Consider the following 21441-nt stretch of genomic DNA (forward strand, 5'->3'; position numbering starts at 1 on the left):
TGGTCAGTGGGCGGAGCGCGCGTGCCAGGCCGCCGAGAGCCGGGCGTAGTGCCCGTCCCCGGCCGCCAGATCGGCCGGGGCGCCCTCCTCGACGACCCGTCCGCGGGCCATGACGAGCACCCGGTCGCCGGCCTCCGCCTGGGTGAGGCGGTGGGCGATGGTGAGCGTCGTACGCCGGTCGGTCACCGTCGTCGCGGCCCGCTCCAGCTCGCGGGCACCGGTCGAGCCGGCGTCGGCGGTGGCCTCGTCGAGCACCACGACGAGCGGGTCGGCGAGCTCGACCCGGGCCAGCGCCAGCAGCTGCGCCTGGGCGGGCGTCAACGGGGTGCCGCCGGCGCCGACGACGACGTCCAGCCCGTCGCCCCCGTCGCCCCCGTCGCCTCCGTCGCCGGCACCGCCCCCGGCGAGCGCGCGCACCCAGCCGGCGGCCCCCAGCCGCTCGAGCACGGCCCACAGCCGGGCGTCGTCGGCGTCGGGCGCGGCCAGCGTGAGGTTCTCGCGGACGGTGCCGGCGAAGACGTGCACCTCCTGCGTGACGAGCGCGACCGGCAGGCGACCGCCGCCGCGTGCCGCGAGCAGCTCGGTGAGCGGGGTGCCGCCCACGCGCACCTCGCCCCGGGTGGGGGTGATGCGGCCGGCGGCGACCTGGCCCAGCGTCGACTTCCCGGCGCCGCTCGTGCCGACCACGGCGACCCGCTCGCCGGGCGCGAGCACCAGGTCGACGTCGGCGAGCACGGGACGGCCGGGCACGTAGGCGTGGTCGACGCCGCGGAGCTCGAGCGTCGCCGTACCGGGGGAGGGCTCGGCCCCGGGAGTCGCTGCCGCTGCTGCCGGGGAGGGAGGCGCGGGCATCCCGGCCACCCCGGCGACGCGGGTCATCGAGGCGCCGGCGGACTGCACCTCGTCGAAGACGAAGAGGATCACGCCGATGGGGTTGAAGAGGCGGTGGAAGAACAGGGCGGCCGTGGTGACGGCACCGACCGTCACGGGGGCGCCGAGGTCGCCGCGCACGAGGAAGAAGCCGGTGCCGAGCACGATGAGCAGGCCGATCAGCTCGGAGCGGTTGGTGCGCTGGCCGAACCGGGTGAGCAGCTCCCAGACCCGCAGGGTCAGGCTCGCGGCGCGCCACGAGGCGTCCTCGACGCGGCGCCGGTGGGCCTCCCCCAGCCCGTGGGCGCGCAGCGTCGCGCTGCCGTGCACCGCGGTGACCAGCGCCTGGGCCCGCTCGCCGTTCGCGAGGCGCTCGGCACGGTAGAAGGGGCCGGAGCGGGGGAGGTACCAGCGCAGGCCGAGCGCGTAGAACGGCAAGGCCGCCAGCCCGGCGAGGCCGAGGCGCCAGTCGAGGGCGAAGAACCCGACGCCGGTGAACGCGATGGCCACGACCGAGCGCACGAGCATCGGCAGGATCGTCGTCACCGCCTCGGCGAGCACCCGCACGTCGTCGCCGACGCGCGAGAGCAGGTCGCCCTCGCCCGCGCCCTCGACGACCGCGTGGTCGAGCGCGAGGGCCCGGTCGAGCACGTCCTCGCGCAGGGACGCCAGGGCCGGCTCGCCGGCGCGGGCGAGGAAGGTGACCGACGCGGTGGTCGCGACGAGCTCGACGAGCGCGGCCACGGCGATGGCGGTCGCGCCCCACCAGACGACGGCGCGCGCACCGTCCCCCGGGTCGGCGACGGTGTCGACGACGAGCCCGAACACGACGGGCGCGACGAGGCCCGCGAGGCCCGACAGGGCGAACATGACCGCGGCGACGGCCAGCGGGCGGCGGTGGCCGTCGAGCGCCCGCCACGCGAGCGCCGCGGCCTCCCGCGGCGCGGCGACCGGCAGCAGCACGCGCTCCCCGGGCCCAGGAGTTCCAGTGGGCCCGGGGTTCTCGGTGGTGCCGGGGGTCTCGGTGGGGGCGCTCATCGCAGCACCGCGTCGCGGTAGGTGGCGTCGGTCGCCAGCAGGTCGGCGTGGGTGCCGGCGGCGGCGACCCGGCCCTCGCGCAGGTGCAGCACGCGGTCGGCGAGGTCGAGCAGCGCCGGGCTCGACGTGACGACGAGGGTGGAGCGGGCGGGGCCCGGGGCGGTGGGGTGCGCCGTACCGCTGCGGCCCCGGGGGTGGCGCAGGCCCGCCAGGCCCGCGGCGACGCGCTGCTCGGTGACGGCGTCGACGGCGGTCGTCGGCTCGTCGAGCACGAGCACCGGGGGGTCGGCGGCGAGGGCCCGGGCGAGGGCCACACGCTGCTGCTGCCCGCCGGACAGGCTGGACCCGTGGGCGGCGACGGGCGTGGCGAGGCCGTCGGGCCCCAGCGCCACCACCTCGTCGGCGGCGGAGGCGGCGAGCACGGCGTCGCGGCGGGCGTCGTCGAGCGCGCCGGCGGGGTCGACGTTGTCGGCGAGGGTGCCCTCGAAGAGGTCGACGCGGTGGCCTGCGACGAGCAGGTGGCGGTGGCGCTCGGCGAGGTCGAGGTCGTGGAGGGGCACGCCGCCGAGCGTGGCCGCGCCGCGGGCCGGCACGGTCTCGGCGCGCAGCACCTCGAGCAGCGTGCGTGACGCCGCCGGGTCGTCGACGACGAGGGCGACGAGCTCGCCGGGCGCGACCTCGAGGGTGAGGCCGGCGAGGGGCCCGCCGTGCACGTCGTCGAGGCGTACGGCGGTCCCGCCGTCCGCGGGCCGCTCGCCGTGCAGCTCGAGCTCGGGGGTGGCGAGGAAGGTGACGAGCCGGTCGGCGGAGGCGCGCGAGGCGGCCAGCGCGGCGATCGTGGCGGCGCACATCTGCAGCGGCTCGGAGAGGAACTGGGCCAGGCCGACGACGGCGACGAGCTCGCCGACGCTGAGGTGCCCGTCGACGGCCCGCAGCCCCGCGAGCAGGGCCACGACGGCGAGGAAGAGCATCGCGGCGCCCGCCGTCGCGCCGTACAGCAGACCCTCGGAGCGGGCCGTGGCGACGCCGGCGCGGGCGGCCTCGGCGCTCGCCGTGCGGTAGCGGGCCAGCGCGACCGCCTCGCCGCCGATGCCCTTGAGGGGGCGCAGGCCGGTGACGACGTCGGTGGCCAGGCCGGACGCGCGGGCGATGCGCTCCTGCGCGACGGCGGTACGGCGGGTCAGCCGCGGCGCCAGCGACTGCGACAGCAGCAGCACCAGCGGGGTGCCGACGAGCACGACGAGGCCCAGCAGCGGGTCGATCACGACGAGCAGCACGACCGCCACGGCGAGGCCGCACAGGGCGGCGCAGCTCTGCGCGACCTGGCGGACGACGGCGGTGGCGACGTCGGCGTCGGCCGTGGCGAGCGAGAGCACCTCACCGGGCAGGGCGCCCGTGCGGGCGCCGGCGGGGGCGAGCACGTGGTCGGCGACCTCGGTGCGGATGCGGTGCGTCTCCGTCTGCATCGCCCGCCACGCGACCTGGGACCCGAACCGGTAGGAGAAGCTGAGCACCGCGAACAGCACGCAGTGCCCCAGCGCCGCGACCGCCAGGTTGCGCAGGTCCCCGGTGGCGACGGCGTGGTCGATGGTCAGGCCGATCGCGACGGGCACGAGGGCCTCGCAGACCTGCCAGGTGGAGATGAGGGCGAAGGCGCCGCCGAGCCGGCCGCGGTGACGCCGCAGGGTGCGCCGCAGCAGCGCGCCGCCGGTGGCGGGCCGGGCGTCGACCACCGGGGGCGGCGGGCTCTCCGGGTCGGGGAGCAGGCGGAGGCGGCGCATGTGAGGTGACCCTAACCGACCGTCGGGACGGGCCGTGGCGCGGTTCTGCGGCGCACGTGCGGGGCAGGGAACCGCCGGGGCGCCCCGTGCGTCCCAGTCGCGACGGCCGGGCGGACCGGCGCAGGACGAGGAGGCGGGATGACGGACGTGCGGGTGCGTGCGGCGGCGCTGGTCGCCGTGCTGGTGGGGGCGGCCGGGCCGCTGGTCGCCGGCTGCGACGGCGGGCGGCTCGTGGGCGGCGAGCCGGGGCTGCCTACCGGGCCGGGCACCTCGGCCGGCGATCCGGGGGAGGATCGGGTCGAGGGCCAGGTCGAGGCGCGGCTGGTGCTCGACGAGCCCGTCGACCGGGAGGACCCCGGCCACCACCCCCTCGAGCTGCGGGCCGGCGAGCGGCCGCGGCCGGAGGTCGACACCGAGCTGCCCGCCCTCGAGCCCGGGGCACGCCGGTTCCAGCTCGTCGACGACGCGTGCGGCCGGGACGGCGACCCGGTGCTGTGGGAGCGCGCCGGCACCGTCGGCGTGGCGATGCCGCGCGGCACCGAGCACCAGGCGCTCGACGACCCCGACGGGGTGCACTGCGAGGAGCCGGTGTGGGAGGTCTACGTCTTCGACGTCGCCCCGGAGGTCGCCCGGGCGGAGCTGCCCGACGTGCTCGTCGAGCGCGTCACCAGTCGGCGCGTGCCGGCCGACCCCGCGCAGGTCGAGGCCGCCACGGGCCTGCGGGTCGGCACCGGCCGCGAGGTGGGGGAGGCCTTCGAGGTGCCCGTCACCGAGACGTCGGAGTGGGGCCCGGTCGCGGTGGCCGCGCCCGCCCCGGCGTACCGCCGGTTCGCGTGGCTCCTCGCCGAGTGCGACGCGGGCGCCCCCCTCTCGCCCGCCCCCGACGTGGTGGTGCGCACCGAGGGCGACGTCGTCGAGCTGACGCCCGAGTGGCCCGACGTGGGGATGTCGTGCGACCCCGACGAGCCGTACCTCCTCGTCGTCGACGTGCGCGCCGCCGACCTCCCCGCCACCGTCGAGGTCACCGCGCCGGCGGACTGAGCAGCCGCGCCAGCACCCTGCGCCGGTGGTTGAGGTGGGTGCGCCAGCACCCCGCGCCGGTGGTTGAGGTGGGTGCGCCAGCACCCCTCGAAACCACTTCGCCCGCCGCGCCCTACCGCCCGTTGCGGCTGAAGTGCTGGGGGTCCTTCAGCGTCCGCCACGCGCCGCCCCACTCCCAGCCGACGGCGGCGAACGCGCGCACCACCGCGTCGTCGGGCAGCACCATGCCGGGCCGGCGGACGGTGCGGTCGGTGTACGACGTCGCGAGCTCCGGGATCACCACCCGGTCAGCACCCGTGCCCTTGTCGTAGGGGTTCTGGAACGGGTTGACGTCGACGGCGGTGCCGTAGGCGTGCTGGGAGAACGCGGTCCCGCCGGTCGTGGGCCGGCAGACGAACGACTCCGTGGTGTTGCCGTCCCCCGTCGGCGGGGCGTCGAGCGCGGCCATCGGCGTCACGCGCATCGCCTCCAGGGGGAACCTCGCGGCGTAGAGCGCCCCGAAGACGTCCACCATCGCGTCCGCCACCTCGGTGGCGACGAGGAGCTCGCCGGTGTGGCGGGCGTCGTCGAACCCCCAGAAGGTGAGGCGCACCCACGCCAGGTCGTCCGCCGCCACCGGGCAGCCGGGCCGCCACGTCGACCGGGCCAGCACCTCGGCGGGCGCGGGTGCGGTGACCTCCGCGGCGTACCCGTCCCCGGGGAGCGCCGGCAGCACGTCGGGGAGGGTGAAGCGCCGCGGGTCCAGCTCCGGCGGCGTCGGCCGGGGCGCGACCGACCCGCCGGCCCGCGCGGGCAGCACGCGCGTGCCGAGCCACGCGGGCGGCTGCGTGCCGGGCGCGGGCGGCGCGGGTGCGGTGGGTGCGGTGGGCGCCGGCGAGGTGGGCGGCGGGGTGGCCGTCGGGGTGGCCGTCGGGGTGGCCGTCGGGGTGGCCGGGGTGGCCGGGGCGCTCGGCGCGCTCGTGGCGTCCCGCTCGCCGGTCGGCCCCGCGCAGGCGGCCAGCACCAGCGCCGCCGTCACCGCGGCGGTCGTGCGGGCGGGGAGGCGTCGGCGCGGCACCCGCAGACGGTACGACGCCCGCGGGCGCCCAGCACCTGCACGGATCGCGGCGATCGACCTCGCCGGACCGCCCCGGGGGCCGGATCGGGCGCCGTTCGCCGCGATCGGTGCATCCCGGGCGCGCCCGGCGTCCCGCCGTACCCCTCAGGCGACGGTGGAGCGGCGCACGACCAGCTCGGGCTCCAGCACGATGTGCTCGACCTGCGACCCGGCCGGGTCGGCGATGACGTCGAGGAGCCGCGACGTCGCGGCCGCGCCCATGGCGACGGCGGGCTGGCGCACGGAGGTCAGCGGGATGGCGGCGGCGGCGGCGAAGTCGATGTCGTCGTAGCCGACGAGCGCGATGTCGTCCGGCACGCGCACGCCGCGCAGCGTCAGCGTCTGCAGCACGCCGAGCGCGATGAGGTCGTTCGCCGCGAAGACCGCGTCGGGGCGCCGGGAGGCGGGGAGGTCGAGCAGCTCGCGGGCGCCGGTGCGGCCGGCCTCGACGTCGAGGGTGGGTACGTCGAGGTGCAGGATCTCGCCGGACCCGTGCCCCTCGACGGCGGCGCGGGCGGCGCCGAGGCGGTGCTCGATCTGGCTGAGGTCCTCGGGCCCGCCGATGAAGGCGATGCGGCGGCGGCCGATCTCGAGGAGGTGGCGGGTGGCGAGCGTGCCGCCGAGGGAGTCGTCGACGGAGACCGACGAGAACTCCCGGGCGCCGGTCTTGCGGTCGACGACGACGATCGCGGTGCCCCGGTCGCGCAGGCGCCGCAGCCGGTCGAGCACCTGGCCGGCGGGGGTGACGAGCACGCCGGAGAGGCGCTGCTCGGCGAAGAGGTCGAGGTAGGCGACCTCGCGCTCGTGGTTCTGCCCGCTGTTGGCGAGCACGAGGGGGCGACCGACCTCCGAGAGGCGCTGCTCGACCCCGTGGGCGACGGCGGTGAAGAAGGGGTTCGCGATGTCGAGCACGATCATGCCGATGCTGGCGTTGGTGCCGCGTCGCAGCTGGCGGGCGGCGTTGTTCGGCACGAACCCGAGCTCGGTGATCGCGGAGAGGATGCGCTCGCGCGTGGCGGGCGAGACCTTCTCCGGGTGGTTGAGCGCGTTGGAGACGGTTCCGGGGGAGACACCGGCGAGGCGGGCGACGTCCCGCACCTGGGCCTCCGGCATGTCGCGGACGTTAACACGATTCAACCGATCCGGTTGACAGTGCCGTGACTGCCGTCATAGCGTGCGTGACGCCGCTCATATTGAAACGATTTAAGACCGAGCGGGAGTTCCCCCGAACGAGGAAGCAGGTCCCATGCCTGACCCCCTGACGAAGGCGTCCGCGCCGGCCGCGACACCGGCGACCCCGGTGCTCGAGATGGCCGACGTGCGGAAGTCCTTCGGTCCCGTCGCCGCGCTGCGGTCGGGCACCATCACCGTGCACCCCGGGTCGATCCACGCCCTGGTGGGGGAGAACGGCGCAGGCAAGTCGACGCTCATCAAGATCGTCGCCGGCGTCCACCGCCGCGACGGCGGCACGCTGCGCTTCGAGGGTCGCGACGTCGACTTCACGTCGACCGCGGAGTCGAAGGCGGCCGGCATCGCCGTCATCTACCAGGAGCCGACGCTGTTCCCCGACCTCTCGGTCACGGAGAACATCTTCATGGGCCGCCAGCCCCAGGGCCGCGGCCGCCGCATCGACCGGGCGGCGATGCTCGCCGAGACCCGCTCGATCTTCGAGCGCCTGGGCGTCGACATCGACCCGAAGCGCCCCGCGCTCGGCCTGTCGATCGCCGACCAGCAGATCATCGAGATCGCCAAGGCCATCTCGCTCGACGCGCGCCTGCTCATCATGGACGAGCCGACCGCCGCGCTGTCCGGCGTCGAGGTCGACCGCCTCTTCGCCGTGGCCCGCAGCCTGCGCGACGAGGGTCGCGGCCTGGTCTTCATCTCCCACCGGTTCGAGGAGGTCTTCGCCCTCTGCGACCAGGTGACGGTCATGCGGGACGGCGAGTACGTCGCGACCACCGCCATCGCCTCCACCACGCCCGACGCGATCGTCGAGATGATGGTCGGCCGCGAGGTCGGCGAGCTCTTCCCGAAGCAGCCCGCCACCATCGGCGAGCCGGTCCTGCAGGTCGAGGGCCTCAGCTCCGCCGGCACGTTCCGCGACATCTCCTTCGAGGTCCGCGCGGGCGAGATCGTCGGCCTGGCCGGCCTCGTCGGCGCCGGGCGCAGCGAGATCGCGCGCGCCGTCTTCGGCGTCGACCGCTACGACTCCGGCTCGGTGCGCATGCACGGCAAGCCGGTCAAGCCCCGCCGCCCCCGCGCCGCGATCGCCGCCGGCATGGCCTTCGTCCCGGAGGACCGCCGCAAGCAGGGCCTCGTCGTCGACAACTCGGTGGCGCACAACGTCGCCGCGGTCATCCGCACGAAGCTCGACAAGCTGGGCCTGCTCACCACGGCCGCGGAGAACAAGGCCGTCGCCCCCTGGGCCGACCGCCTCGAGGTGAAGACCAACGCCCTCGACATGGCCGCGACCACGATGAGCGGCGGCAACCAGCAGAAGGTCGTCATCGCCAAGTGGCTGGCCACCGAGCCGGAGCTGCTCATCATCGACGAGCCCACGCGCGGCATCGACGTCGGCACGAAGTCCGAGGTGCACCGCCTGCTCTCCGACCTCGCCGGCCAGGGCCTCGCCATCCTCATGATCTCGTCGGAGCTGCCCGAGGTGCTCGGCATGGCCGACCGCGTCCTCGTCGTCCGCGAGGGCGAGATCACCGCCGAGCTCAGCCGTGAGCAGGCCACCCCGGAGGCGGTCATGAAGGCCGCCACCGCCGGCCACGAGTCCACCGGCGAGCTCGCCCCCGTCCTGCCCGACGCCCTCCTGAAGGAGGTGGGCGCATGAGCGCCACCCTGACCAAGCCGGAGCCCCACTCCGCGCCCGGCCCGGGTGCCGGTACGCCGGGACGCGGCGCCGCTGCCCGGGGCGCCCTCGGCGCCGCGCTGCGCTCCCGCGAGATCGCCGTCGCCGTCTTCCTGCTGGCGGTCATCGCCGTGGCGACGGTGCGCAACGACAGCTTCCTGCTGACCGGTGACGGCTGGCGCGACCTGCTGCTGACGCCGTCGATCCTGCTGCTGCTCGCGGCGGGCCAGATGATGGTGATCGTCACGCGCAGCGTCGACCTGTCGGTCGGCTCGACGATGGCGCTCACGGCGTACCTGACGGGCCGGCTCTTCATCGACGTGCCCGGCATCCCGATCATCGTCGTGGTGCTGGCGGGCGTCGCGCTCGGCGCGTTCCTCGGCGTCATCAACGGCGTGCTCGTGGCCTACGCCCAGGTGCCGGCCCTCGTCATCACGCTCGGCACGATGTACATCTACCGCGGCATCATGCTCACCTGGGCCGGCAGCGACCGGATCAACGCGAGCGACATGCCCTCGGGATTCCTGGCGCTGGGCACCAAGTCGTTCCTCACCATCCCGCTGCTGACGATCGTCGCGGTCGCCGTGGTGGCCCTCGTCGGGTACTACCTGCACACGGCCCGCTCGGGCCGCGAGCTCTACGCCATCGGCTCCGACCCCGACGCCGCGAAGCTCTACGGCCTCAAGGTCCCGACCCGCGTGCTCACCGCCTTCGTCCTGTGCGGCGCGCTCGCCGGCCTGGCCGGCGTCGTCCACGCCGCCCGCTACGGCACCGTCAGCTCCGGTGTCGGCAACGGCATCGAGCTGCAGGCGGTCGGCGCGGCCGTCATCGGCGGCGTCGCGATCTTCGGCGGCTCCGGCACGGTGTGGGGCGCGGCCATCGGCGCGGTCCTGCTCGTGACGATCAACCGGGCGCTGCCGATCCTCGGCATCCCCGACTTCTGGCAGCGCGCCGTCGTCGGTGCCCTCATCCTCGGCGCGGTCGTCCTCGACCGGATCCTCGCGCTGCGCCAGGCCCGCAAGTTCGACGAAGAGAGGGAAGGCTGATGTCCGCCGCCACCCCCACGAAGGCCCCGACCTCCCCGTCGGGCCCGGGCGCCGGAGCGAGCGCGGTTCGCACGTACCCGTCGTACGCCCGCCCGGCCTGGCAGCGCTGGCTGCTCACCCGTGAGACCGCGATCATCGCGCTGCTCGTCGTGGTGCTCGTCTGGGCCAACGTCAACGTCCCGAACTTCGACGGCCCGCTGACGGTCTACTACCTGTTCCTCGACCTCATGCCGATCCTGCTCATCGCGCTGCCGATGACCATGATCATCATCACCGGCGAGATCGACCTGTCGGTGGCGAGCACGGTCGCGCTGACCAGCGTGCTCACCGGCGTGCTGTTCGCCGACGCCGGCCTGTCGTTCCCGATGGCCGCCCTCGCGGCGATCGCGGTCGGCGCGCTCTGCGGCGCCTTCAACGGGTTCCTCGTCGGGTACGTCGGGCTCCCCTCGCTCGCGGTCACCATCGGCACGCTCGCCCTCTACCGCGGCATCGCGGTCGGCCTGCTCGGCACCGAGGCCAAGACGGGCTTCCCCGAGGCGTGGACCGACCGGGTCAAGGAGCGCTTCGGCGAGTCCAGCTACCCCCAGGTGCTCGTGGTCTTCCTCGTGCTGGCCGTGGTCTTCGCCGCCCTGCTGCACTTCTCCGGCTTCGGCCGCGGGGTCTACGAGATCGGTCTCAACGACGAGGCGGCGCGCTTCAGCGGCGTCGACGTGGCCCGCACCAAGCTCGTCCTGTTCCTGCTGGCCGGCGCCGTCTCGGGCCTGGCCGGCGTGTACTACACGCTCCGCTACGACCTGGCGCGCGGTGACGCCGCCACGGGCATGGAGCTCCAGGTGATCGCCGCCGTGCTCCTCGGCGGGGTCTCCATCTTCGGCGGCCGCGGTGCCCTCCACGGTGTCGTCGCCGGCGTCCTGCTCATCGGTGTCATCTCCAGCGCCATGCGCCTCCAGGGTGAGACCGAGAACGTCACGACCATCGTCATCGGGCTCCTGCTCGTGGCCTCGGTCGTGGCACCCCGCTTCCTCGCGTGGGCCTCGGGGCGCATGCCCACGGGAGCGAAGGGGCCGCTCGGCCGCCTCGGACGGCGCCCATCCGCGTGATCTCGTCGCACATCGACGTCACCACCATCGAAAGGCAAGAACGATGAAGTTCAACACCCGGCGCGTCTCCGCGCTCGTCGCCCTCACGCTCGCCGCGAGTGCAGCCCTGACCGCCTGCGGTTCCGACGACGGCGAGGGTGGTGGCGGCGACTCTGCCTCGACCATCACCTTCCTGCCCAAGAACCTCGGCAACCCCTACTTCGACGCCTCCAGCACCGGTGGCGAGCGTGCCGTCGGCGAGTTCGACGGCACCTTCGAGGAGGTCGGCCCGACCACGGCCACCCCCGACGCGCAGGTCCCGTTCATCAACACGGCGGCCCAGCAGGGCGTCGGCGCGCTCGTCGTCTCGGCGAACGACCCGACCGCCCTGGGCTCCGCGCTCGAGGAGGCCCGGGACGCGGGCGTCAAGGTCGTCACCTTCGACTCCGACGTCGACCCCGAGTACCGCGACATCTTCGTGAACCAGGCCTCCGCCGAGGGCATCGCCGAGACGCAGGTCGACCTCATCGCCGAGCAGATCGGCGAGGAGGGCCAGGTCGCGATCCTGTCCGCCGCGGCCAACGCGACGAACCAGAACGCGTGGATCGAGCTCATGGAGTCCTACGCCGCCGAGACGTACCCGAACATCGAGATCGTCGAGACGGTCTACGGCGACGACGACGACCAGACGTCCTTCGACAAGACCGCGGCGCTGCTGCAGTCGAACCCGGAGCTCAAGGGCATCATCAGCCCGACCACGGTCGGCATCGCCGCCGCGGCGCGCTACCTCTCGACGTCGCAGTACAAGGGCCAGGTCGCGCTGACCGGCCTCGGCACGCCGAACCAGATGCGCGAGTTCATCGAGGACGGCACCGTGACGTCCTTCGCGCTGTGGAACCCCGAGGACCTGGGCTACCTGGCCGCGCACGCCGCCCACGCGCTCGTCGAGGGCGACATCACCGGCGAGGAGGGTGACACCTTCACCGCCGGCGACCTGGGCGAGTACACCGTCGGCGCCGACGGCGAGGTCCTCCTGGGCGACCCGACCGTCTTCACGTCGGAGAACATCGGCGACTTCGACTTCTGATCCCCGATCAGGTCGTACGTCGACCCCCGGCCGCCCGCGGCCACCCGCAGCACCGCAGCACTGATCCACCGCACCACCTGATCCACCGCACCACCTGATCCACCGCACCACCTGCGCTCGCGGTGCCGGCGGTAGTCGAGGACTACCGCTGGCACCGCGACCGGCCGGAACCCCGCGGTGGCGTACGATTAAAACGATTCAATCCCGTCTCGAGGAGGTCCCGTGCAGCGCGTCTGCTTCCAGCTCCAGGTGAAGCCCGACCGCCTGGCGGAGTACCGCGAGCGCCACGCCGCCGTGTGGCCCGACATGCTCGCCGCCCTCCACGAGTCCGGCTGGCGCAACTACTCCCTCTTCGTGCGTCCCGACGGCCTGCTCATCGGGTACGTCGAGGTGACCACGACCATCGAGGAGGCGCAGGCCGCCATGGCCGCCACCGAGGTCAACGCCCGCTGGCAGGCCGAGATGGGCGAGTTCTTCGTCGACCTCGACGGCGCCGCCCCCGACACCGGCTTCCTGCGGCTCGAGGAGGTCTTCCACCTGGAGGACCAGCTCGCCGCAGCGACCACCAGCACCACCCGCACCGCCGACGCCACCGCGCCGGGCACCACCGCACCGGGCACCACCGCATCGAGCCCCACCGACCACAGCGAGAGCGCGGCGGCCGCGAGCCGCCGTACCGAGGGAGACCCCGCATGACCAGCTTCACCGCCATCACGCCGACGCTCGAGCGCCTGGCGATCGAGGTCCCCTCCTGGGCCTACGGCAACTCGGGCACGCGCTTCAAGGTGTTCGGCACCCCGGGCACGCCGCGCTCGGTGGAGGAGAAGATCGCGGACGCCGCGACCGTCAACCGCTTCACCGGTCTCGCGCCGGCCGTCGCCCTCCACATCCCGTGGGACCTCGTGGACGACTGGGCGGCCCTGCGCCGCTACGCCGAGGACCTGGGCATCAAGCTCGGCACGATCAACTCCAACACGTTCCAGGACGACGACTACAAGCTCGGCGCCCTGACGCACACCGACCCGAAGATCCGCCAGAAGGCCGTCGACCACCACTTCGAGTGCATCGACGTCATGGACGCCACGGGCTCGCGCGACCTGAAGATCTGGCTCGCCGAGGGCTCGAACTACCCGGGCCAGGCCGACATGCGCGGCCGCCAGGACCGCCTCCACGAGTCGCTGACGAAGATCTACGACCGGATCGGCGAGGACCAGCGCCTCGTGCTCGAGTACAAGTTCTTCGAGCCGGCCTTCTACCACACCGACGTCCCGGACTGGGGTACGTCGTACGTGCAGGTGAGCGCCCTGGGCGAGCGCGCGAAGGTCTGCCTCGACACGGGCCACCACGCGCCCGGCACCAACATCGAGTTCATCGTGGCGCAGCTGCTGCGGCTCGGGAAGCTCGGCTCGTTCGACTTCAACAGCCGCTTCTACGCCGACGACGACCTCATCGTGGGCTCGGCCGACCCGTTCCAGCTCTTCCGCATCATGGTCGAGGTCATCCGCGGGGGCGGCCTCGACGCCGACTCCGACGTCGCGCTGATGCTCGACCAGTGCCACAACATCGAGAAGAAGATCCCCGGCCAGATCCGCTCCGTGCTCAACGTGCAGGAGATGACGGCCCGGGCGCTGCTCCTCGACCGCGAGGCGCTCACCGCCGCGCAGGAGGCGGGCGAGGTGCTCGAGGCCCACGAGATCTTCATGGACGCCTTCTCCACCGACATCCGAGCCGACCTCGCCGCCTGGCGCGAGGAGCGCGGCCTGCCGGCGCACCCGATGAAGGCGTACGCCGCGAGCGGCCACCAGGAGGGCCTCGAGGCCTCCCGCGTCGGCGGCACGCAGGTCGGCTGGAACTGACCCGCACCACCTGCCGCACCCACCGGACGCACCGACCCGACCGCACACCCTCACACCCCAGAGGAACCACCCGAGATGACTGATCTCACCGTCCCCCAGCAGCTGATCGCCCGGTCCAACCGCCTGGGCTCGGACCCCAAGAACACCAACTACGCCGGCGGCAACACGTCCGCCAAGGGCACCGAGACGGACCCGGTGACGGGCCAGCCCGTCGAGCTCGTGTGGGTCAAGGGCTCGGGCGGCGACCTGGGCACGCTGAAGGAGGCCGGCCTCGCGGTGCTGCGGCTCGACCGCATGCGGGCGCTCGTCGACGTCTACCCGGGCATCGAGCGCGAGGACGAGATGGTCGCCGCGTTCGACTACTGCCTCCACGGCAAGGGCGGCGCCGCGCCGAGCATCGACACGGCCATGCACGGCCTCGTCGACGCCGCGCACGTGGACCACCTCCACCCCGACTCCGGCATCGCGATCGCGACCGCCGCGGACGGCGAGGCGCTGACGAGCAAGATCTACGGCGACAAGGTCGTGTGGGTGCCGTGGCGTCGTCCCGGCTTCCAGCTGGGCCTCGACATCGCGGCCATCAAGGAGAAGAACCCGCAGGCGGTCGGCTGCATCCTCGGCGGCCACGGCATCACCGCGTGGGGCGACACCAGCGACGAGGCCGAGGCCAACTCGCTGTGGATCATCGACACCGCCGCGGCCTACATCGCCGAGAACAGCAAGGCGGAGCCCTTCGGCCCCGCCCTGGACGGGTACGGCGCGCTCCCCGAGGCCGAGCGCCGGGCGAAGGCCGCCGCGCTCGCGGGCACCATCCGCGGCATCGCCAGCAAGGACCGCCCGATGGTCGGTCACTTCACCGACTCCGACGTGGTCCTCGACTTCCTCGCCGCCGCGGAGCACCCCCGCCTGGCGGCGCTCGGCACCTCCTGCCCCGACCACTTCCTGCGCACCAAGGTCAAGCCCCTCGTGCTCGACCTGCCCGCGTCGGCGAGCGTCGAGGACTCGATCGCGCGCCTCAAGGAGCTGCACGAGGCCTACCGCGAGGACTACCAGGGCTACTACGACCGCAACGCCACGGCCGACAGCCCGGCGATCCGCGGCGCGGACCCGCTCATCGTGCTCGTCCCCGGCGTCGGCATGTTCAGCTTCGGCAAGGACAAGCAGACCGCCCGCGTGGCCGGCGAGTTCTACACCAACGCGATCAACGTGATGCGCGGCGCCGAGGGCCTCTCGACCTACGCCCCCATCGACGAGGCGGAGAAGTTCCGCATCGAGTACTGGGCGCTCGAGGAGGCGAAGCTCCAGCGCATGCCGAAGCCGAAGCCGCTGGCCTCGCGCATCGCGCTCATCACCGGTGCCGCGGGCGGCATCGGCAAGGCCACCGCGAAGAAGCTGGCCGCCGAGGGCGCCTGCGTCGTCATCGCCGACCTGAACCTGGAGAAGGCACAGGCCGCGGCCGCCGAGATCGGCGGCGCCGACGTCGCCCTCGGCGTGGCGGCGGACGTCTCCGACGAGGTCGCGGTGCAGGCCGCGATCGACGCCGCGGTGCTCGCCTTCGGCGGCATCGACCTGGTCGTCAACAACGCCGGCCTGTCGCTGTCGAAGTCGCTGCTCGACACGACCGGTGAGGACTTCGACCTCCAGCACCGCGTCATGGCCAAGGGCTCGTTCCTCGTCTCCAAGGCCGCGGCCAAGGTGATGATCGACCAGGAGATGGGCGGCGACATCGTCTACATCTCCTCGAAGAACTCCGTCTTCGCCGGCCCGAACAACATCGCCTACTCGGCGACGAAGGCGAACCAGGCCCACCAGGTCCGCCTCCTGGCCGCCGAGCTCGGCGCCCACGGCATCAAGGTCAACGGCGTCAACCCCGACGGCGTCGTCCAGGGCTCCGGCATCTTCGCCTCGGGCTGGGGCGCCAACCGCGCCGCGGTCTACGGCGTGGAGGAGAAGGACCTCGGCAAGTTCTACGCCCAGCGCACCATCCTCAAGAAGGAGGTGCTGCCCGAGCACATCGCCAACGCGGTGTTCGTGCTCTGCGGCCCGGAGATGACCCACACGACCGGGCTGCACGTGCCGGTCGACGCGGGCGTCGCCGCCGCGTTCCTCCGCTGACGGCGGGGAGCCCCTGACGGCTCCGGCGGCGGGCGCCGATCCCGCCCGCCGCCGGGCCACCCCACCCCACCCCGCACACCCCCGCAACGACCCGCACGCCCCGCACGACCCCGCACCCCGCACCGAGAAGAGGACGAGCCGTGACCCCCGACCTGCCCACCCCGCGCCCCGGTGACCTGCGGGTGGCGGCCGTCGACCTGGGCGCCACCAGCGGCCGGGTCATGGTGGCGGTCGTCGGGCCCGGGCGGCTCGAGCTGGCCGAGGTGCACCGCTTCCCCAACGGGGGCGTCAGCGCCGGCGGCTCGCTCTACTGGGACGTGCTGGGCATCCACCGCGAGGTGGTCGCCGGCCTGCGCCGCATCGCGGCGACCGGCCCGCTCGACGGGATCGGCATCGACTCGTGGGCCGTCGACTACGGCCTGCTCGACCGCGACGGCGTGCTGCTCGGCAACCCCTACAGCCACCGCGACGCCCGCACGGTCGGGGTGCCGGAGCAGGTGTGGGAGACCGTCCCCGCCGACGAGCTCTTCGCCCGCACCGGGCTGCAGCACCTGCCGTTCAACACCGTCTTCCAGCTCGCTGCCGCGCGGGGCACGGCCGCGCTGGAGTCCGCGCAGACCCTGCTCCTGCTGCCCGACCTGCTCGGCTACTGGCTCACCGGCGAGATCGGCGCGGAGCGCACCAACGCCTCCACCACGGGCCTGTACGACGCCACGACCGGCACGTGGGCGACCGACCTCGCCGCGCGCCTCGACATCCCGTGGTCGATCCTGCCGCCGCTGCGCGAGGCCGGCGACCGCGTCGGCACGCTGCTGCCCGACGTGTCGGCGGCGCTGGGCCGCGGCGCCGACGAGCCGCCCGTCCCCGTGGTCGCGGTGGGCTCGCACGACACGGCGTCCGCCGTCGTCGGCGTCCCGTCGGAGGCGGGCGAGCGGTCGGCGTACATCTCCTCGGGCACGTGGTCGCTCGTCGGCCTCGAGCTGCGCGAGCCGGTGCTCACCGAGGAGGCCCGGGCCGCGAACTTCACGAACGAGGCCGGCGTCGACGACACCGTCCGCTACCTCAAGAACGTCATGGGCCTGTGGGTGCTCTCGCAGTCGGTGCACACCTGGGAGCGCGACGGCTCGAAGGTCGACCTGCCGGGCCTGCTCGCGGAGGCCGCCGAGCTGCCCGCGTTGCGCACGGTCGTCGACATCGACGACGCGAGCCTCCTGCCGCCCGGCGACATGCCCGCCCGCATCCGGGCGCTCGCCGAGGCCGCGGGGGAACCGGTGCCCACCACCCGCGCCGAGGTCGCCCGCTGCATCGTCGACTCGCTCGCCGTCGCCTACCGCCGCCACCTGCGGGCCGCGGCCGAGACCTCCGGCCAGGGCTTCGACGTGCTCCACGTCGTGGGCGGGGGCACGCACAACACCCTGCTGTGCCAGCTCACGGCCGACGCCGTCGGCGTCCCCGTGCTGGCCGGTCCCGGCGAGGCGGCCGCGCTCGGCAACGTGCTGGTCCAGGCCCGCACCCTCGGCGCGGACCTCCCCGACCTGACCGCCATGCGCGCCCTGCTGCGCGAGACCCACCAGCTGCGCCGCTACGAGCCGCGCGACCACCTCGACTGGGCCGCCGCCGAGCAGCGCGTCCAGCCCGCTCGGCCGACACCCGTCGGCTGATCCCTCCCCGGCCGCCCGCGGCCCCGCCCCCTCTCGGAGACCCCCCATGGACAACGACGTCACCTCCGCCGGACCCGGCAGCACCCCCACCGGCCCCCGCATCGACCGCCGACGCCTCCTGACGGCCGCCGTCGCCACCGCCGGCGTCGCCGGGGTCGCGGCGGGCGCGGGGGCGTCCCCGGCCGCCGCGGCCGGCAACCCGCACCCGGGCCTGCCGAAGGAGCTGGGCCGGAGCCTGGCCTCGCCCGGCCTGGCGACCGCCGCCGGGTTCCGCTGGTGGTGGCCGCACGGCGCGGTCGACCCGGCGCAGATCAAGCTCGAGGTCCAGCAGATCGCCGCGGCCGGCTTCGGCGCCGTGGAGATCGCCGACGTCACCCACAGCCTGCGCGCCCGCCGGATCGAGATCCCGCTGGACACCCAGGGCTGGGGCACCCGCGCCTGGGTGGACGGCGTCAAGGCCGCCCTCGGCGAGGCCGGTCGCCGCGGCGTCCGCGTCGACATCACCGTCGGCCCCTCCTGGCCCGCCGCCGTCCCCACGGTCACCCCCGACGACGAGGGCGCGTGCAGCGAGCTCGTCCACGGCCGCGCCACGGTCGAGGCGGGCGCGACGTACGACGCCGCCCTGCCCGACCCGGTCGTCGAGCCGGTCGAGGCCGCCACGGTCCGCACGCTCATCGGCGTCCAGGCCGCCCGCGTCGTCACCCCGGCCACCGCCCGCACGGAGGCCGTCCTCGACCTGGCCTCGGTCGTCGAGCTCACCGACCAGGTCGTCGACGACCGGCTGACGTGGACCGCGCCCGCCGGCTCGGGCCCGTGGGAGCTGCTCGCCTACTGGCAGCGCGGCTCGGGCCAGGAGCCCGAGGCCGGCCCGCACACCGACCCCCGCTGCTGGGTGGTCGACCACTTCTCCCCGCTCGGCGCCCAGGCGGTCGTCGACCTGTGGGAGTCGACGATCCTCGACGACGAGCTGCGGCGCCTGCTGCGCCAGAGCGGCGGCTACCTCTTCGAGGACTCCCTCGAGATCGAGACCGAGGCGACGCTGTGGACGCCGCGCTTCCTCGAGGAGTTCGCCCAGCGCCGCGGCTACGACCTGCGCCCCTACCTCGCCTGCATCCTCGAGTTCCACGAGCGCTACCAGTTCGCGTTCGACCCGACCACGACGATCCGGGTGCGCGACGACGTCAACCAGACGATCTCGGACCTCTACCGCGACCACCACCTGAAGCCGATCCAGGCCTTCGCCCGCACCCTCGACATGGGCCTGCGCGTGCAGCCCTACGGCCTGGAGACCGACACGGTCGAGCACAGCGCCGTCGTCGACGTGCCGGAGACCGAGTCCCTCGGGTTCAAGAACCTCGACGACTACCGCGTGATGGCCGGCGGCCGCGACCTCGGCGGTCGCACCGTCCTGTCGTGCGAGGCGGCCTGCTACAACGGCGGGGCCTACAGCACGACGTGGGAGCGGGCCCTCCAGACGATCCACAGCATCTACGCCGGCGGCGTCAACATGGCCGTGCTCCACGGCTTCGCCCACGCGACCGCGCCGGGCGTGACGTGGCCCGGCTTCGCCGCGTTCTCGCCGTACTACAACGGCGCGATCGGGTTCGGCGAGGCGTGGGGGCCGCGCACCCCGCTGTGGCAGCACATGCCCGGCATCGCGGCCCACCTCGCGCGCACCCAGCTGGTGCTGCAGACCGGTGTCCCGAAGTACGACATCGTGTTCCTGCGGCCCAAGGGCTGGGCGTCCACCGGCATCGGCGCCCCGTGGGCGACGAACGACGGCATCCCGCTGGGATGGACCCACTCGTTCGCCACGCCCGCGCTGCTCGACCTGCCGCTGGCGACGGTGCGGGACGGCCGGCTGGCGCCGGACGGTCCGGCGTACAAGGTGATGATCGTCGGGCCCGACCAGTTCCGCGGCAACCGCCTGTCGATCGAGCTGTCCGCCGCCCGCCGGGTGCGCCAGCTGGCCGAGGCGGGCCTCAAGGTCGTCCTCATGGGCGACTGGGCCAACCTCGCCGAGCCGGTCGGCATCGAGTCCGACGAGGTCGTGGCGCAGATCCGCGCCGAGATGGCCGCGGTCGCGGCGCTGCCGACGACCCGCACGGTGGGGGCCACGGCCAACGCCGACGTGCCCGGCGCCCTGGCCGCGTTGGGCGTCACCCCCGACGTGACGCACGAGCGCTCGACGGTCATGTCGGTGCGCCGGGTGCTCGCCGAGGGCGGGGGTGTCGACCTCTACTACCTGGCCAACGCCAAGCACGCCGAGAACCGTCGGCTCACCCCCGTCACCCAGGACGTGTGGCTGACCGCCACCCGCGCCGACGCGGTGCCCTACCGCCTCGACACCTGGAGCGGCACCCTGACGCCCGTCGCGTTCCACGAGCGCTCGGGGAACAAGGTGCGGGTGCGGGTCGACCTGCAGCCGGGCGAGTCCGACGTCGTGGTGCTCGCCGCGCCGGCGCGCTCCGAGCGCCCGGTCTCCGTCGTGGCCACCACCGCCGAGGCCGTCTCGGGCGACGAGCGCCGCATCGTGGTGCGGTCCTCGACCGCCGGGCGCCACACGGTCACGCTGGCCGGGGGCGCCACCAAGGCGACGACCATCGCCTCGGTCCGCGCCCCGCTGACGCTCGGCACCTGGGACCTCGAGATCGAGGACTGGACGCCGGGCCACTCGGCCACGACGACCACCCGCACCATCCGTCGTACCCGGGTCGAGGGCCTGCGGCCGTGGTCGCAGATCCCCGGGCTGGAGGACGTGTCGGGCATCGGCCGCTACAGCGTGACCATCGACCTCGGCCAGCAGTGGCCGACGGGCACGGGCGCGCTGCTCGAGCTCGGCGCCGTGGAGGACACCTTCAAGGTCTCCGTCAACGGTCAGGAGCTGCCGCCCTGCAACCCGCTGGTGACGACGGTCGACCTGGGCCGCCGCCTGCGCCGCGGTCGCAACACCATCGAGGTCGAGGTCGCCTCGACGCTGCTCAACCGGCTGCGCACCGTGACCCCCGAGGTCTACGGCGTGGCCACCCGGCAGAACTATGGTCTGCTGGGCCCGGTCCGGCTGGTCCCGTACGTCGAGCAGGAGGTCAGGTGAGCGTCCCGTGCGCGTCGCGCTGATGGTCACCTGCGTCAACGACGCCATGTTCCCGGCCACGGGGCAGGCCGTCGTGACGCTGCTGGAGCGGCTCGGGGTCGAGGTGGACTTCCCGGTGGCGCAGACGTGCTGCGCCCAGCCGATGGTCAACACCGGCTACCTCGACGAGGCCGTCCCGGTCGTGCGCACGTTCGTCGACGCCTTCGCCGGGTACGACGCCGTGGTCACCCCCTCGGGGTCGTGCGCGGGCTCGGTGCGCCACCAGCACTCGCTGGTGGCGCGCCGCTCCGGTGACGCCGGGCTGGTGGCCGCGGTCGCGGAGACCTCGCCGCGCACCTACGAGCTCACCGAGTTCCTCGTCGACGTGCTGGGGGTGACGGACGTGGGGGCCTACTTCCCCCACACCGTCACCTACCACCCGACGTGCCACTCGCTGCGCATGCTCGGGGTGGGCGACCGTCCCCGGCAGCTGCTGGAGAAGGTCCGCGGGCTGCGGCTCGTGGACCTGCCGGGCGCCGAGGAGTGCTGCGGCTTCGGCGGCACCTTCGCGGTGAAGAACGCCGACACCTCGGTGGCCATGGGGGCCGACAAGGCCCGCCACGTGCGCTCGACGAACGCGGAGGTCCTGGTGGCCGGCGACAACTCGTGCCTGCTCCACATCGGCGGCATGCTCTCGCGCCAGCAGGCCGGCGTGCGGGTCGTGCACCTGGCGGAGATCCTCGCCAGCACGGAGGCCGGGCCCACGGGCTCCGCCACCGAGACCGGTACGCCGGCCCGCGCCGGGCACACCTCCGGGCGCTCCGCCGGGGGTGCCGCGTGA

15 protein-coding genes are annotated in these 21441 nt (G+C 74.2%); 11 read left to right on the plus strand and 4 right to left on the minus strand.

Going from position 1 to position 21441, the window contains the following annotated elements; translation table 11 throughout:
- Positions 1–3: 3 nt before the first annotated feature.
- On the minus strand, positions 4–1908 hold the full coding sequence (locus ACOACO_RS04470; protein ID WP_420295047.1) for an ABC transporter ATP-binding protein: 1905 nt from the start codon (positions 1906–1908) through the stop codon (positions 4–6).
- Complete coding sequence (locus ACOACO_RS04475; protein ID WP_420295048.1) at positions 1905–3689, minus strand: ABC transporter transmembrane domain-containing protein; 1785 nt, start codon at positions 3687–3689, stop codon at positions 1905–1907. The genes ACOACO_RS04470 and ACOACO_RS04475 overlap by 4 nt, the downstream gene beginning before the upstream one ends.
- A 138-nt stretch (positions 3690–3827) precedes the next feature.
- Between ACOACO_RS04475 and ACOACO_RS04480 the strand changes: the two genes are divergently transcribed.
- A complete protein-coding gene (locus ACOACO_RS04480; protein ID WP_420295049.1) occupies positions 3828–4730 on the plus strand; it encodes a hypothetical protein in 903 nt (300 codons plus the stop codon).
- A 112-nt stretch (positions 4731–4842) separates the two neighbouring features.
- Here ACOACO_RS04480 and ACOACO_RS04485 read toward each other — a convergent pair whose 3' ends face one another.
- Together ACOACO_RS04485 and ACOACO_RS04490 are read right to left on the minus strand one after the other, a co-directional pair.
- Positions 4843–5787 carry a M15 family metallopeptidase gene (locus ACOACO_RS04485; RefSeq protein ID WP_420295050.1) on the minus strand — a complete coding sequence of 315 codons (945 nt, stop codon included), beginning with the start codon at positions 5785–5787 and terminating at the stop codon, positions 4843–4845.
- A 144-nt stretch (positions 5788–5931) separates the two neighbouring features.
- On the minus strand, positions 5932–6939 hold the full coding sequence (locus ACOACO_RS04490; RefSeq protein WP_420295051.1) for a LacI family DNA-binding transcriptional regulator: 1008 nt from the start codon (positions 6937–6939) through the stop codon (positions 5932–5934).
- 133 nt (positions 6940–7072) lie between these two features.
- Between ACOACO_RS04490 and ACOACO_RS04495 the strand changes: the two genes are divergently transcribed.
- The 10 genes from ACOACO_RS04495 to ACOACO_RS04540 all read left to right on the plus strand — a co-directional run bounded on the left by ACOACO_RS04495 (position 7073) and on the right by ACOACO_RS04540 (position 21441).
- Positions 7073–8665, plus strand: coding sequence for a sugar ABC transporter ATP-binding protein (locus ACOACO_RS04495; protein WP_420295052.1), 1593 nt, complete (start codon positions 7073–7075; stop codon positions 8663–8665).
- Positions 8662–9729, plus strand: a complete 1068-nt coding sequence (locus ACOACO_RS04500) for an ABC transporter permease (protein WP_420295053.1) — start codon at positions 8662–8664, stop codon at positions 9727–9729. Before ACOACO_RS04495 ends, ACOACO_RS04500 begins: the two co-directional genes overlap by 4 nt.
- Positions 9729–10829: an ABC transporter permease gene (locus ACOACO_RS04505; RefSeq protein WP_420295054.1), complete on the plus strand. Its 1101-nt coding sequence runs from the start codon at positions 9729–9731 to the stop codon at positions 10827–10829. The genes ACOACO_RS04500 and ACOACO_RS04505 overlap by 1 nt, the downstream gene beginning before the upstream one ends.
- Before the next feature lie 43 nt (positions 10830–10872).
- The gene (gene rhaS / locus ACOACO_RS04510; RefSeq protein WP_420295055.1) at positions 10873–11895 is read left to right on the plus strand and encodes a rhamnose ABC transporter substrate-binding protein; all 1023 of its coding nucleotides are present in this window, start codon (positions 10873–10875) and stop codon (positions 11893–11895) included.
- Between the two features lie 222 nt (positions 11896–12117).
- Positions 12118–12591: an L-rhamnose mutarotase gene (locus ACOACO_RS04515; RefSeq protein ID WP_420295056.1), complete on the plus strand. Its 474-nt coding sequence runs from the start codon at positions 12118–12120 to the stop codon at positions 12589–12591.
- Positions 12588–13751 (plus strand): L-rhamnose isomerase, encoded by a 1164-nt coding sequence (gene rhaI, locus ACOACO_RS04520; RefSeq protein WP_420295057.1) that lies wholly within the window; start codon positions 12588–12590, stop codon positions 13749–13751. The genes ACOACO_RS04515 and rhaI overlap by 4 nt, the downstream gene beginning before the upstream one ends.
- 75 nt (positions 13752–13826) lie before the next feature.
- Positions 13827–15866, plus strand: a complete 2040-nt coding sequence (locus tag ACOACO_RS04525; protein ID WP_420295058.1) for a bifunctional aldolase/short-chain dehydrogenase — start codon at positions 13827–13829, stop codon at positions 15864–15866.
- A gap of 140 nt (positions 15867–16006) precedes the next feature.
- Positions 16007–17527: a rhamnulokinase gene (locus ACOACO_RS04530; protein WP_420295059.1), complete on the plus strand. Its 1521-nt coding sequence runs from the start codon at positions 16007–16009 to the stop codon at positions 17525–17527.
- Positions 17528–17573: 46 nt separating this feature from the next.
- On the plus strand, positions 17574–20621 hold the full coding sequence (locus ACOACO_RS04535) for a glycosyl hydrolase (RefSeq protein ID WP_420295060.1): 3048 nt from the start codon (positions 17574–17576) through the stop codon (positions 20619–20621).
- A 22-nt stretch (positions 20622–20643) separates the two neighbouring features.
- The gene (locus tag ACOACO_RS04540; RefSeq protein WP_420296295.1) at positions 20644–21441 is read left to right on the plus strand and encodes a (Fe-S)-binding protein; all 798 of its coding nucleotides are present in this window, start codon (positions 20644–20646) and stop codon (positions 21439–21441) included.

This window comes from Nocardioides sp. CPCC 205120 (assembly GCF_048654585.1).
Classification (GTDB): Bacteria; Actinomycetota; Actinomycetes; order Propionibacteriales; family Nocardioidaceae; genus Nocardioides.

Coding starts and splice junctions, on each gene's coding strand:
- ACOACO_RS04470 (WP_420295047.1), bottom strand. CDS start 1,908: ATGAGCGCCCCCACCGAGACCCCCGGCACCACCGAGAACCCCGGGCCC.
- ACOACO_RS04475 (WP_420295048.1), bottom strand. CDS start 3,689: ATGCGCCGCCTCCGCCTGCTCCCCGACCCGGAGAGCCCGCCGCCCCCG.
- ACOACO_RS04480 (WP_420295049.1), top strand. CDS start 3,828: ATGACGGACGTGCGGGTGCGTGCGGCGGCGCTGGTCGCCGTGCTGGTG.
- ACOACO_RS04490 (WP_420295051.1), bottom strand. CDS start 6,939: ATGCCGGAGGCCCAGGTGCGGGACGTCGCCCGCCTCGCCGGTGTCTCC.
- ACOACO_RS04495 (WP_420295052.1), top strand. CDS start 7,073: ATGCCTGACCCCCTGACGAAGGCGTCCGCGCCGGCCGCGACACCGGCG.
- ACOACO_RS04500 (WP_420295053.1), top strand. CDS start 8,662: ATGAGCGCCACCCTGACCAAGCCGGAGCCCCACTCCGCGCCCGGCCCG.
- ACOACO_RS04505 (WP_420295054.1), top strand. CDS start 9,729: ATGTCCGCCGCCACCCCCACGAAGGCCCCGACCTCCCCGTCGGGCCCG.
- rhaS (WP_420295055.1), top strand. CDS start 10,873: ATGAAGTTCAACACCCGGCGCGTCTCCGCGCTCGTCGCCCTCACGCTC.
- rhaI (WP_420295057.1), top strand. CDS start 12,588: ATGACCAGCTTCACCGCCATCACGCCGACGCTCGAGCGCCTGGCGATC.
- ACOACO_RS04525 (WP_420295058.1), top strand. CDS start 13,827: ATGACTGATCTCACCGTCCCCCAGCAGCTGATCGCCCGGTCCAACCGC.
- ACOACO_RS04535 (WP_420295060.1), top strand. CDS start 17,574: ATGGACAACGACGTCACCTCCGCCGGACCCGGCAGCACCCCCACCGGC.
- ACOACO_RS04540 (WP_420296295.1), top strand. CDS start 20,644: ATGGTCACCTGCGTCAACGACGCCATGTTCCCGGCCACGGGGCAGGCC.